Genomic DNA, 12,947 nt, shown 5'->3' on the forward strand with positions numbered 1-12,947 from the left:
AGGGGATCACGTGTCCGATCGTGACGGGGCAGCGCGCGCGGCGGTCAAACTGACCGACATCGCATTTCGGGCGCCGGCCGTGCTGGCCGACCTGCCGGTGATCGTGCGCGGCGCGAGGACCGGGCTGTTGGCCCAGCCGGGTTCGAAGAAATCGATCGGCACGGTGTTCCAGGAGCGGGCCGCCCGCTACGGTGACCGGATTTTCCTGCGGATGGGCGATCAGAAACTGAGCTACCGCGACGCCAACGCCGCCGCCAACAGGTACGCCGCCGTGCTGGCCGCGCGCGGTGTCGGCCAGGGTGACGTCGTCGCGATCATGCTGCGCAACTCGCCCCACACGGTGCTGGCCATGCTGGCCGCGGTCAAGTGCGGCGCCGTGGCCGGCATGCTCAACTACCACCAACGCGGCGAGGTGCTCGCGCACAGCCTTGGCCTGCTGGACGCGAAGGTGCTCATCGCCGAGGCCGATCTGGTCAGCGCCGTGGCCGAGTGTGGCGGCTCGGGCAGCACCGAGACGTTGACGGTCGAGGACCTGGAGCGGTTCGCGGTGAGCGCGCCGGCCACCAATCCCGCCTCGGCGTCGGCCGTGCACGCCAGGGACACGGCGTTTTACATCTTCACCTCGGGCACAACGGGATTCCCCAAGGCCAGCGTTATGACGCACCTGCGGTGGCTCAAGGCGCTCGCGGCGTTCGGCGGCATCGGCTTGCGGCTCAAGAGCTCCGACACCCTCTACTGCTGCCTGCCGCTGTATCACAACAACGCGCTGACGGTGGCGCTGTCGTCGGTGATCAACTCGGGGGCGACGCTGGCGCTGGGCAAGTCGTTCTCGGCGTCGAAGTTCTGGGACGACGTGATCGCCAACGAGGCCACCGCGTTCATCTACATCGGCGAGGTGTGCCGGTACCTGCTCAACCAGCCGCCCAAGCCGACCGACCGCGCGCACAAGGTACGGGTGATCGCCGGCAATGGTCTGCGACCGGAGATCTGGGACGAGTTCACCAAGCGGTTCGGCATCGCCCGGGTCTGCGAGTTCTACGCCTCCAGCGAGGGCAACGCCGCGTTCATCAACGTTTTCAACGTGCCCCGCTCCACCGGCGTCTTCCCGATGCCGCTGGCCTACGTCGAGTACGACCCCGACACCGGCGCCCCGCTGCGCGACGACAACGGGCGGGTCCGTCGCGCGCCGGCCGGCGAGCCCGGTTTGTTGCTCAGCCCGGTCAACCGGCTGCAGCCCTTCGACGGCTACACCGATAAGGAGTCGAGCGAAAAGAAGTTGGTGCGCAACGCCTTTCGTGAGGGCGACTGCTGGTTCAACACCGGCGACGTGATGAGCCCGCAGGGCATGGGCCACGCCGCGTTCGTCGACCGGCTCGGCGACACCTTCCGGTGGAAGGGCGAGAACGTCGCGACCACGCAGGTCGAGGCGGCGCTGGCATCCGACGACTCCGTCGAGGACTGCACGGTCTTCGGCGTCGAGGTTCCGCGCACCGGCGGGCGCGCCGGGATGGCCGCGGTCAAACTGCGCGACGGCGCCGAGTTCGACGGGAAGTCGTTGGCCCGCGCCGTGTACGACCAACTCCCCGTCTACGCGCTGCCACTGTTCGTGCGGGTGGTCGAGTCCATCGAGCAGACCACCACCTTCAAGAGCCGCAAGGTGGAGCTGCGTGAGCAGGCCTACGGCCCCGACGTGAAGGACCCGCTGTTCGTGCTGGCCGGACGAGACGAAGGCTACGTGCCGTACTACGACGAGTACCCGGGCGAGGTAGCCGAGGGCAAACGCCCCCAGGGCTGAGTGTGCGCTGATGGCGCTCGGTGTGCGCTGATGGCGACGACACGCCGCGACATCGCGCCCGGGCTGCACACCCGATCGTCGATCCCCGGGCCGCACCCCGCACGGTGACCGGGCACCATATAGGTGTGCAGTCAACGTGGTGTGGCCGCCCGGTTGCGGGCGATCGCGCGCTGATCATGGCGATCATCAATCGCACCCCGGACTCGTTCTACGACCGGGGTGCGACCTTCAGTGACGAGGCTGCCAGGGCGGCCGTCCATCGGGCCGTGGCCGACGGTGCCGACGTCATCGACGTCGGCGGTGTCAAGGCCGGCCCCGGTGAAGAAGTCGACGCCGACACCGAGATCGCCCGGCTGGTGCCGTTCATCGAGTGGCTGCGCGACGCCTACCCCGACCAGTTGATCAGCGCCGATACCTGGCGCTCCGAGGTCGCCAAGGTGGCCTGCGCGGCTGGTGCGGACCTGATCAACGACACCTGGGGCGGCGTCGACCCGGCGTTGCCCGAGGTGGCCGCCGAGTTCGGCGCGGGCCTGGTGTGTTCGCACACCGGCAACGCGTCGCCGCGCACCCGCCCGTTCCGGGTGAACTACGGAACCACCACCCGCGGCGTGGTCGACGACGTCATCGCCCAGGTCACCACGGCCGCCGCGCGGGCGGTGGACTGCGGGGTGGCCCGCGACCGGGTGTTGATCGACCCGACGCACGACTTCGGCAAGAACACGTTCCACGGGCTGCTGTTGTTGCGCCACGTCGGCGATCTTGTTAACACCGGGTGGCCGGTGCTCATGGCTTTGAGCAACAAGGACTTCGTCGGGGAGACTCTGGGGGTGGAATTGACCGAGCGGCTCGAGGGAACGTTGGCGGCCACCGCGCTGGCGGCCGCTGCCGGTGTCCGGATGTTTCGCGTTCACGAGGTCGCGGCCACCCGCCGGGTGCTGGAAATGGTGGCCTCGATCCAGGGGACGCGGCCGCCGACGCGCACGGTCAGGGGGCTGGCATGACGACATCTGACCTGGTCAACGCGAATCTCTCCGACGACCGGATGTTGGCTGCGCGCCCGGGTGACGCCTGGTTCGCCGACGGCAGGTGGAGCCGGCCGAGCTGGACGATCGCCGAGCTCGAGGCCGCGAAGGCGGGGCGGACCATCTCGGTGGTGCTGCCGGCCCTGAACGAGGAAGAAACCATCGAATCGGTGATCGAGAGCATCTCACCGCTGGTCGATGGGCTGGTCGACGAGCTGATCGTGCTGGACTCCGGCTCCACCGATGACACCGAAATTCGCGCGGTCGCGGCGGGCGCCCGCGTGGTCAGTCGTGAGCAGGCGTTGCCCGAGGTGCCGATACGACCCGGCAAGGGCGAAGCACTGTGGCGCTCGCTGGCGGCCACCAGCGGCGACATCGTGGTGTTCGTCGACTCCGACCTGATCGATCCGCACCCGATGTTCGTGCCGTGGCTGGTCGCTCCGCTGCTCACCGCCGACCGCATTCATCTGGTGAAAAGCTTCTATCGGCGTCCGCTCCGGGGCAGCGAGCTCGCCGATGCCGGCGATGTGGACACCGACGCGAGTGCCACCGGCGGTGGGCGGGTGACCGAGCTGGTGGCCCGGCCGTTGCTTGCGGCGCTACGCCCCGAACTGGGCTGCATGGTCCAACCGCTCGGCGGCGAATACGCGGCCACCCGCGAGCTGCTGACCTCGGTGCCGTTCGCCCCGGGCTACGGCGTGGAGATCGGCCTGCTGGTGGACACCTACGACCGGCTGGGGCTGGACGCGATCGCCCAGGCCAACCTGGGGGTCCGCGCGCACCGCAACCGGCCGCTGGCCGAGCTGGGCGTGATGAGCCGGCAGGTCATCGCGACCCTGCTGTCCCGCTGCGGGATCCCCGACTCCGGCGTCGGGCTGACCCAGTTCGTGGCCGATGCCCCCACGGGCTCCGACTTTCAGGGCTACACGCGGCGCACCTCGGCGGTGTCGCTGGCGGACCGGCCGCCGATGCAGGCGATCCGGCCGCGCTAGTCGGTGGTGGCGCTGACCGTCACCGCGTCGGTGGCATAGGGCAGTATCGATCACGTGGCGTTGGTGTTGCTGTACCTGGTAGTCCTGGTGCTGGTGGCGATCGTCCTGTTCGGCGCGGCCAGCCTGTTGTTCGGTCGGGGCGAGCACCTGCCGCCCCTGCCGCGGGGGACTACGGCCACGGTGCTGCCCGCCTTCGGAGTGACCGGCTCCGACGTCGACGCCGTCAAGTTCACCCAGGTGCTGCGCGGTTACAAGACCAGCGAGGTGGACTGGGTGCTGGATCGGCTCGCGCGCGAGCTCGAGGCGCTGCGTGGCCAGCTGGCCGCCGTGCACGCCACTTCGGCCGCCGGGCAGGAGATCGGGGGCCAACCCGGGGAACCGGACGACGGCGAGGACCGTCAGGAATCGGTGTGAGCGAAGACGAACTGGTTCGCTGTTGTTGGGCGACCGTGCGACCCGGCCCGGATTTCGAGCTCTACCGCGACTACCACGACCGCGAATGGGGCCGCCCGGTGCACGACGGGGTCGCGTTGTTCGAGCGGATGAGTCTGGAGGCCTTTCAAAGCGGCCTGTCGTGGCTGATCATCCTGCGGAAACGCGAGAATTTCCGGCGCGTGTTCGCCCGATTCGACATCGCCAAGGTCGCCGAGTACACCGAGGACGACGTGCGGCGGCTGATGGCGGATCCGGGAATCGTCCGCAACCGCGCCAAGATTGAATCGACGATCGCCAACGCGCGTGCCGCTGCTGAACTGGGAACTCCGGCGGACCTGGCGGACCTGCTGTGGTCGTTTGCGCCGTCCCCGCGGTCCCGGCCGGCTGACCCGTCCCAAATCCCCTCGGCCAGTGACGAATCAAAGGCCATGGCGCGCGAACTCAAGCGGCGCGGGTTCCGTTTTGTCGGTCCGACCACCGCCTATGCGCTGATGCAGGCGACCGGGATGGTCGACGACCACCTTCGCGATTGCTGGGTGCCCGCAACAGCCCGCTGAGCACACACAAGTGGGTCTTTGTACAAGTGGTGACCTGGATAGGGAACAATGGAGGGGTGATAAAGCAGTTCGATGCCGGGCATGGCATGAAGTTCGCTGGCGGGGCATGCTCGGCGCCGACCAGGTCCGCACGGGCGGGCCAGCTCGAACCTGGAGGGAGCACTCGATGGCGGCGATGAAGCCCCGGACCGGAGACGGTCCTCTGGAAGCAACCAAGGAGGGGCGCGGCATCGTGATGCGAGTACCACTGGAGGGAGGCGGTCGACTGGTCGTCGAGCTGACGCCCGACGAAGCCGCTGCCCTCGGTGACGAACTCAAGGGCGTCACGAGCTCCAGCTAGGGCTTGCCGCCGAACCGATGTCGGCGGCGCTAGGCACCCACCTTCCGATAGATCTCCAGGGTCTGCTCGGCGACGTGGGCCCAAGAAAACTCTTCGACGCAGCGCTGGCGTCCCGCCTTGCCGTAGCGCTGCGCTTTTTCGCGGTCGGCGATCAACTCGTTGACCGCTTCGGCCAATCCGGCCTGATACCCCGGCCCGTCAGCAGGATCGTAATGCACCAGCGTGCCGGTGACGCCGTCGGCGACCACCTCCGGGATCCCGCCGACATCGGAGGCCACCACCGCGGTCGAGCAGGCCATCGCCTCCAGATTCACGATGCCCAGCGGCTCGTACACCGACGGGCATACGAAAACCAACGCCGCCGAAAGGATCTCGCGTAGCTCCCCGATGGGCAGCATTTCCTGGATCCAAAACACCCCGGTGCGGCTGCGGGACAGGGCGGCCACGGCGTCGCGGATCTCCTCGGCAATCTCCGGGGTATCGGGGGCGCCGGCGCACAACACCACCTGAGCCTCCGGGCTGAACCGGTGGGCGGCGGCCACCAGGTGAGCCAGGCCCTTCTGCCGCGTGATCCGGCCCACGAACGCCACGATGGGCCGGTCGGGGTTGACGCCGAGTTCGGTCAGCATCGATCCGGTTTGCACCGGCCCGGCGGGGTACCAGACGTCGGTGTCGACGCCGTTGCGGATGACGTGCACGGCGCTGGGATCCAGCGCGGGGTAGACACGCAGGACGTCCTCGCGCATCGCCGAGCTGACCGCGATGACGGCGTCCGCGGCCAGCACCGCGGTCTGCTCCACCCAGCTGGAGATCCGGTAGCCCCCACCGAGTTGCTCGGCCTTCCACGGGCGCAGCGGCTCCAGCGAATGCGCGGTCAACACGTGCGGGACGCCGTAAAGCAGCGCGGCCAGATGCCCGGCCATGCCGGAATACCAGGTGTGCGAATGCACCACGCTGGCCTCCGCCGCCGCGTTGGCCATCATCAGGTCGGCGGACAAGGTCGACATCGCCGGGTTGGCGCCCCGCAGTCGCGGATCTGGCTCATGGACGTGGGCGCCCGGGCGCGGTGCGCCCATGCAATGCACGTCGACCGCGCACAGCCTGCGCAACTGGGCGACGAGCTCCGTGACGTGTACGCCCGCTCCGCCGTAGACCTCTGGTGGGTATTCGCGCGTCATCATTGCCACCCGCATACCCGAACGGTAGTTCGGCGCCGGGCCTCGCCGCGAATCGGGTTCGCCACACCGCAGGGTCGGTCTCGGCGGCGGCCGCTGCCAAATACCTTGACGGACAGCCGCACAGAACGTTGTCAATCACCCGATCCCCCTGGCAGCCCTTCGCAACGGCCGATAGGTTTGAAGCATGAGGGAAGCGCCACACGTGCTGGGCATCGTCCTGGCCGGCGGTGAGGGCAAGCGGCTGTACCCGCTGACCGCGGACCGTGCCAAGCCCGCAGTTCCCTTCGGCGGCGCCTACCGATTGATCGACTTCGTCCTGTCGAACCTTGTCAACGCCCGATATTTGCGCATCTGTGTTCTCACCCAGTACAAGTCGCATTCACTGGACCGTCATATCTCGCAGAACTGGCGGTTGTCCGGCCTGGCCGGCGAGTACATCACCCCGGTACCGGCGCAGCAGCGACTGGGCCCGCGCTGGTACACCGGCTCGGCCGACGCGATCTACCAGTCGCTCAACCTGATCTATGACGAAGACCCCGACTACATCGTGGTTTTCGGTGCCGACCACGTGTACCGGATGGACCCCGAACAGATGGTCCGGTTCCACATCGACAGCGGTGCCGGCGCGACGGTGGCCGGCATCCGGGTGCCCCGCAGCGAAGCCACCGCGTTCGGCTGCATCGACTCCGACGAGTCGGGCCGCATCCGCAATTTCGTGGAGAAGCCTCTGGATCCGCCGGGGACCCCCGACGACCCGGAGCAGACGTTCGTGTCGATGGGCAATTACATCTTCACCACGAAGGTGCTGATCGACGCGATCCGGGCGGACGCCGACGACGACCATTCCGATCACGACATGGGCGGGGACATCATCCCGCGACTGGTCGACGACGGGATGGCCGCGGTGTACGACTTCAGCGACAACGAGGTGCCCGGCGCCACCGATCGTGACCGGGCGTACTGGCGTGACGTGGGAACGCTGGACGCGTTCTACGACGCGCACATGGACCTGGTGTCGGTGCATCCGGTGTTCAACCTGTACAACAAGCGCTGGCCGATCCGTGGTGAGTCGGAGAATTTGGCGCCGGCCAAGTTCGTCAACGGCGGTTCCGCGCAGGAGTCGGTGGTGGGCGCGGGCAGCATCATCTCGGCGGCCTCGGTGCGCAACTCGGTGCTGTCGTCCAACGTGGTGGTCGACGACGGCGCGATCGTGGAGGGCAGCGTGATCATGCCCGGGGCCCGGGTCGGGCGCGGCGCGGTGGTCCGCCACGCGATCCTGGACAAGAACGTCGTCGTCGGGCCGGGCGAGATGGTGGGCGTGGACCTGGAAAGGGACCGCGAGCGCTTCGCGATCAGTGCCGGCGGCGTGGTCGCTGTGGGCAAGGGCGTCTGGATCTAGCGCGACGACGATGCGGTCCGGCGGACCGCTGAGGAGTCGCGCCGTCGGATCTAGCGCGGCGACGATGCGGTCCGGCGGCGGGACCGCTGAGGAGTCGTGCCGTTGGATCTAGCGCGGGATCTCCGGAACCAGCAGGTGCGCCTCGCGCTGTGGGCCCCAGTGCAAGGCGATGCGACCGCGTGGCGAACTTTTGTACCATGCCGGAAACTGGCCGGTGAGTGGGTTTCTCGGCGACAACCAGCGCCCGGCGACCACCAGCCGCAACTGCTCCCCGGCGCGGAACAGCGTGGCCGACGGGCCCAGCTCCACCTCGACCGCGGCCAGCTCGCCGGCCGACAGCGGTCGCGGATCGGTGCCGGTGATTACGGGTTCGGCCGACCGGGACAGCTCGGCACCCCGGGCCCGCAGTGCAACTCGTTGCCACCCGCTGGTCACCCGATCGCGGCCGTAGCCATACGACCCCTCGAAGCCGACGAACCGCCCCCTGAACCGGCCGCAGCGCCATTTCTCCACACCCACGAACAAGTTCGCGTCGTCACAGCCGCTCAACTCGACCCACAACCGGGCCACCATGTGGCCGGTCAGCTCGATGTCCTCGGGCGCGGTCCAGGTGAATGATGCTGCGCCGGAACGTGTTCGGAACGCAATGCGCCCAGGAGTCGCATGCTGTTCCGACGTCAGAGTGCCAGCTTCACCCAGATACAATGGGCGCCAACGTGTTCGGCTCAGCGGCCATTCGGTTTCTTCGCGCACCGCGGTGACGGTGTCGCGGTCCTCGCGTACTTCCAGGCGCACACTGCGCGAGGGCGGGACGCCGTCCAACACATCGCGGAAAAACTTCAGCTGCTCGGCCAGCGCCCCTTCGGAGTAGAAGGTCGTCCACTTGCCGCCGCGGTGGGTGTACAGCCGGGTGCCTCCCAGGCGGTCAGGGTGGAAAAGGTCACCGGTTGCGGCTGACGAATCATGCGGTATTGCATCGAGAACGTCGTCTTGTTGCCGCGCCGGGTGGGCAGGTCGTCCTTGCCGTACGGGTGAATGCTCAGGATGACCGGTCGGGGTGTTTGGGGGTCGCTACCTTCGCGAAAGACGTTGATTCGCAAGATCGTTCCGTCGCGTGTGGTTACGGCGACGTCACGCTCGACATGCAGACCGGCGGGTGGGTCGGTGACCGTGACGGGGGGTTTGGCGACGCCGCGAATCCGGTTCAGTGCATACCGCAGCGCACCGGGGCGCCGCCACGGGCGATCGAGGGCCGATGGCCAACTGTGACGCACGCCCATACCCTAGGCGGCGTGCTCGGTGGCTACCACAGGTAAGGCACCAACCGGTAGCGCACCCGTTGGCCGTATTCGCGGTATCCGGGCAGTTCCCGGTTGAGCAGCTTTTCTTCGTCGAGGATGCGCAGCGTGAGTGCCACGACGCCCAAGACGACGAAGAGCAGTCCCCAGTAAGAGCCGAGCGCCAGCGGGATACCGATCATCATGATCACGTTGCCGACGTACATCGGGTGGCGCACGAATCCGTAGAGCCCCTCGGACACGACCGTCTGGCCGCTTTCCACCGTGACCGTAGCGGCGGCATAGCTGTTCTGGACGATCACCAGCATCGCGATGCCGAGACCCGTCGCCACCAGCACGTCGCCCAGCACCGACAGCCAGGGAGGCACCGACGACCAGCCGAACCGGTGATCGAACGCGCTGAACACCATGGTCGCGAACAGGACCAGGAATGAGCCGGTGATGATGAACTTCTGGGCCCTGCGGGGTTCCGCCCGCGGACCCGCACGCATGCGGCGCTGCAGCGCCGCGGGATTGGCGCGGGCCAAATAGACGGCGGGGACGATGGTCGCCACCGTGAACACGGCGATGAAGAGCCACGCCTGCCAGTAGTGCAGCGTGCCGGCCGGCAGCAGCAGGATCAACATCCACGAGAGAACGCCCCCGAGGGATGTCACCGTTATCCTGATCCCGGTTTTCATCGCGTTCCTAGCAGCGCAGATCGCGGCGCCGAAAAGCCATGGCACCCAGAACGACTAACCCTACGTCCGTGGCCAGTAGCCATAACAGTGGTACGACGGTGAAATCTGAGCCAATCCGCGGAATGTGTGCGAACGGTTCCAAGTCGAGCAACCACTGCGAAACACCGGCCAACGACCCGATCAGGTACAAGGCGACGAAGCCGGTCAACACACCCCAGGCCACCGGCGTCAGGCGTGGCGCAACGCCGAACAGGCAGACCGTCACGGCCGACAACAGCCACACAGCGGGTAGTTGAACGGCCGCGCTGGCAACGACCATCGGCAGCTTGCCGCCGACATCGCCGGCCGCGACGCCGTATACGACACCGGCGGTCAATCCGCTGGCCAGCAACGCCAACGCCGATCCCGCCAGTGCGATCACCAAATGACTTGCCAGCCAACGGGTTCGCGAGACCGCGCCGGCCAGCACCGTCTCGGCTCGCTGGCCCGCCTCTTCCTGGTGCAGCCGCAACGTGAGTGAGACGGCGAACGCCGAGGCCACCATGCCCATCATGGCGAACGCGACGGCGATGAAGGCCTCCTCCAGCGCGGTGGTGCCGCCCATCCGGGCGACGATGTCACGCGCCACACCGGTGTCGCCCAGCTCGTCGCCGATACCGCGCACCACGCTGCCGATCAGCAGGCCATACAGGCACAGCCCCACTGTCCACAGCAGCAGCGCGGCCCGGTCCAGCCGCCACGTCAACCCGAACGCGTTGCCCAGCGCCGGCGCGGCGTTGGCGGGCCCCGGTCGCTCCGCGATGAGCCCGGCGCCGACGTCGCGGCCGGCGAGCAGCCGATACGCGAGCACGATCAACACGGCCGTCGTCACCAGGTGCAGCGCCAGCACCCACCAGCGGTCACCGGCATACGGTTTGACCTGCAACGACCACCCGAGCGGAGACAGCCACGACAGTGTGCCGTCACCGGCGTCGCCGACGGCACGCAGGGTGAACGCGGCGCCCAGTACGGCGAACGCGGCGCCGCGGGCGAAGCGGGCGCTCGTCGACAACTGTGCGGCCACCGCGGCGACGGCGGTGAACACCAGCCCGGAGCAGGCCAGCGCCGTCCCGAACGCCAGTGACCCGGCGGCTGGGACGTCGGTGCTCAACAGTCCGGCCGTGCCGATCGCGCCGGTGGCAATCGACGCCCCGGACGCCAACAGCAGCGCAGCGCTCAGGCTGGCGTAGCGGCCGATCGCGGTGGAGTCCACCAGTTCGGTCCGCCCATTCTCCTCGTCGGCGCGGGTATGCCGGATGACCGTGAGGATGACGGCCACCGCGATCAATACGTGGAACATTCCGGCCTTCCAAATGCCAACGGCGCCAAGGCTGTCGTTGTACACCTGACCGTAGAGGGCGCGCTGGGCCGGACTGGCCATGATGGAGGCCGCGAACCCGGCGCGGGCCGAGGGGGTGGGATAGACCTTTTGGATACTGCCGACGTACACGGTGGCCAGCGGTACCGACAGCAGCAGCACCCATAGCGGCATCGAGACGCGGTCGCGTCGCAGGTACAGGCGCAGCATCGAGATCGTTCCGGAGAAGCCCGAACTACGAAGGGACGCAGGCGATGCCGACGGGGATGGCCGATTCAATGTGGTCGCGCTCATGACAGCGACACCTTCGCTTCGTCGCGTCCGTGCCGACCGTCGCCGCCCGAGGTGTCGTAGTGGCGCAGGAACAGCTCCTCGAGGGTCGGCGGCTGGCTGACCAGACTGCGCACCCCGGCGTCACCGAGTACGCGGATGAGTTCACCCAGGCTTTCACTGTCGACCTGGGCGTGCAGCGTGTTGCCCTCGACGCTGACGTCCTCGACACCTTTGATGCGCCTGAGATCACCAGGGTCACCGGTCATCTCGGCCGTGATCGAGGTGCGGCTGAGGTGCCGCATGGAGCTCAGCGAGCCGCTTTCGATGGTCTTGCCGGCGCGGATGATGGTCACCCGCTCGCACAGCGCTTCCGTTTCGGCCAGGATGTGGCTGGACAACAGCACCGTCGTGCCGCGGTCGCGGGCCTGCGCCACGCACTGTTGAAACACATTCTCCATCAACGGGTCCAGTCCGCTGCTCGGCTCATCGAGGAGCAGCAGCCGGGCGTGCGACGAGAACGCCGAAATCAGCGAGACCTTCTGGCGGTTGCCCTTGGAATACGTGCGCGCCTTCTTGTGCGGGTCCAGGTCGAAGCGCTCGATCAGCTCGGCGCGGCGCTTTGTGTCGATACCGCCCCGCATGCGGGCCAGCAGATCGATGATCTCCCCGCCGGTCAGCGAGGGCCACAGCGTCACATCGCCTGGTACGTAGGCGAGCTGGCGATGCAGCGCGACGGCCTGGGTCCACGGGTCGCCGCCGAGCAGCCGCACGCTGCCGCCGTCGGCCTTCACCAAGCCCAGCAGGATGCGGATCGTGGTCGACTTCCCGGCGCCGTTGGGCCCGAGGAAACCGTGAACTTCGCCTTCCCGCACCGTGAGGTCCAGACCGTCCAGCGCCCGGACCGCACCGAAATTTTTCGTCAGGCCGCGGATCTCGATCGGCGCGACGCCGGTGGTGTTTTCAGTGGGCATCCGATTCTCCTTGATCTTCAGCGGCCAGAAATGCGTCGTACATGGTCCGGTCGGTCAGCAGCCCCTCGGTGTAGACCTCGAGCGCGGGCAACACCATGTCGCGCGAGTAGTCGCGCAGCACCGCACGCAGATCCGTTGGCGTTTCGTGCATTTGGATGTAGAGCAGGAAGCCGCCACCGCCGGTGATGGCCAGATATCTGGCCCTGGCCTTGGGGTCGCGGCTGGGCTTGATCGTCCCGGCGCGCACGCCCTCTTCCATGTATTCCTCGGCGTTGTCAATCATCCTGCGCCACAGCATGTTTGCCAGGTCGCCACCGGTCTGCATGCTGCGCACCAGGTATGCCATCAGCGGTGCGTATTCCTCGATCTCGGCCATCTTGGCGAACCAGGTGGCCGGGTCGTTGGATTGCAGCGCCTCGGACTTGCTCCCGCGGATCGTCTCGGCGATGTAGTCCTCGCAGGCTTTGCGCAGGCCATCCTTGGAGCCGAAGTGGTGGATGACCAGTGCGGCGCTCACGCCGGCGGCTTCGGCGATGGTGCGCAGCCCCACGCCGAACCCGTGCTCGCCGAATTGTTCGATCGCCGCATCTCGGATGCGGGCGGCGGCCGTCAGGTCGGCTGAACGCATGTTCAGTACGCTAAACGTGCGT

12 protein-coding genes and 1 pseudogene are annotated in these 12,947 nt (G+C 67.7%); 7 read left to right on the forward strand and 6 right to left on the reverse strand.

Features of this window, described 5'->3' with window-relative positions:
• Positions 1-10: 10 nt before the first annotated feature.
• The 6 genes from fadD6 (at position 11) to ACIUM1_RS21325 (ending at position 5,141) form a co-directional block, all read left to right on the forward strand.
• Positions 11-1,795 carry a long-chain-acyl-CoA synthetase FadD6 gene (gene fadD6 / locus ACIUM1_RS21300; protein ID WP_406814533.1) on the forward strand — a complete coding sequence of 595 codons (1,785 nt, stop codon included), beginning with the start codon at positions 11-13 and terminating at the stop codon, positions 1,793-1,795.
• Between the two features lie 176 nt (positions 1,796-1,971).
• Positions 1,972-2,796 (forward strand): dihydropteroate synthase, encoded by an 825-nt coding sequence (gene folP, locus ACIUM1_RS21305; protein WP_406814534.1) that lies wholly within the window; start codon positions 1,972-1,974, stop codon positions 2,794-2,796.
• A complete protein-coding gene (locus ACIUM1_RS21310) occupies positions 2,793-3,809 on the forward strand; it encodes a glucosyl-3-phosphoglycerate synthase (RefSeq protein WP_406814535.1) in 1,017 nt (338 codons plus the stop codon). The genes folP and ACIUM1_RS21310 overlap by 4 nt, the downstream gene beginning before the upstream one ends.
• 54 nt (positions 3,810-3,863) lie before the next feature.
• Positions 3,864-4,223 (forward strand): DivIVA domain-containing protein, encoded by a 360-nt coding sequence (locus ACIUM1_RS21315; protein WP_406814536.1) that lies wholly within the window; start codon positions 3,864-3,866, stop codon positions 4,221-4,223.
• Positions 4,220-4,801, forward strand: a complete 582-nt coding sequence (locus ACIUM1_RS21320; RefSeq protein WP_406814537.1) for a DNA-3-methyladenine glycosylase I — start codon at positions 4,220-4,222, stop codon at positions 4,799-4,801. Before ACIUM1_RS21315 ends, ACIUM1_RS21320 begins: the two co-directional genes overlap by 4 nt.
• A 166-nt stretch (positions 4,802-4,967) precedes the next feature.
• Positions 4,968-5,141 (forward strand): DUF3117 domain-containing protein, encoded by a 174-nt coding sequence (locus tag ACIUM1_RS21325; protein WP_003878471.1) that lies wholly within the window; start codon positions 4,968-4,970, stop codon positions 5,139-5,141.
• Positions 5,142-5,170: 29 nt separating this feature from the next.
• Here the strand turns inward: ACIUM1_RS21325 and glgA are convergent, their stop codons facing one another.
• The gene (glgA, locus tag ACIUM1_RS21330) at positions 5,171-6,334 is read right to left on the reverse strand and encodes a glycogen synthase (protein WP_406814538.1); all 1,164 of its coding nucleotides are present in this window, start codon (positions 6,332-6,334) and stop codon (positions 5,171-5,173) included.
• Positions 6,335-6,503: 169 nt separating this feature from the next.
• On the opposite strand from glgA, the gene glgC reads away from it, so the two are divergent.
• A complete protein-coding gene (gene glgC, locus ACIUM1_RS21335; protein WP_406814539.1) occupies positions 6,504-7,718 on the forward strand; it encodes a glucose-1-phosphate adenylyltransferase in 1,215 nt (404 codons plus the stop codon).
• Between the two features lie 108 nt (positions 7,719-7,826).
• Here glgC and ACIUM1_RS21340 read toward each other — a convergent pair.
• The 5 genes and pseudogenes from ACIUM1_RS21340 to ACIUM1_RS21360 all read right to left on the reverse strand — a co-directional run bounded on the left by ACIUM1_RS21340 (position 7,827) and on the right by ACIUM1_RS21360 (position 12,925).
• Positions 7,827-8,998, reverse strand: a pseudogene (locus tag ACIUM1_RS21340) (CocE/NonD family hydrolase).
• Positions 8,999-9,021: 23 nt separating this feature from the next.
• The gene (locus ACIUM1_RS21345; protein WP_406814540.1) at positions 9,022-9,696 is read right to left on the reverse strand and encodes a methyltransferase family protein; all 675 of its coding nucleotides are present in this window, start codon (positions 9,694-9,696) and stop codon (positions 9,022-9,024) included.
• 7 nt (positions 9,697-9,703) lie between these two features.
• Positions 9,704-11,347: an ABC transporter permease gene (locus ACIUM1_RS21350; protein ID WP_406814541.1), complete on the reverse strand. Its 1,644-nt coding sequence runs from the start codon at positions 11,345-11,347 to the stop codon at positions 9,704-9,706.
• Positions 11,344-12,297, reverse strand: a complete 954-nt coding sequence (locus tag ACIUM1_RS21355) for an ATP-binding cassette domain-containing protein (RefSeq protein ID WP_406814542.1) — start codon at positions 12,295-12,297, stop codon at positions 11,344-11,346. Before ACIUM1_RS21355 ends, ACIUM1_RS21350 begins: the two co-directional genes overlap by 4 nt.
• The gene (locus ACIUM1_RS21360; protein WP_406814543.1) at positions 12,287-12,925 is read right to left on the reverse strand and encodes a TetR family transcriptional regulator; all 639 of its coding nucleotides are present in this window, start codon (positions 12,923-12,925) and stop codon (positions 12,287-12,289) included. The genes ACIUM1_RS21355 and ACIUM1_RS21360 overlap by 11 nt, the downstream gene beginning before the upstream one ends.
• Between the last annotated feature and the right edge of the window lie 22 nt (positions 12,926-12,947).

It is taken from the genome of Mycobacterium sp. M23085 (assembly GCF_045343915.1).
In the GTDB taxonomy this organism is placed as follows: domain Bacteria; phylum Actinomycetota; class Actinomycetes; order Mycobacteriales; family Mycobacteriaceae; genus Mycobacterium.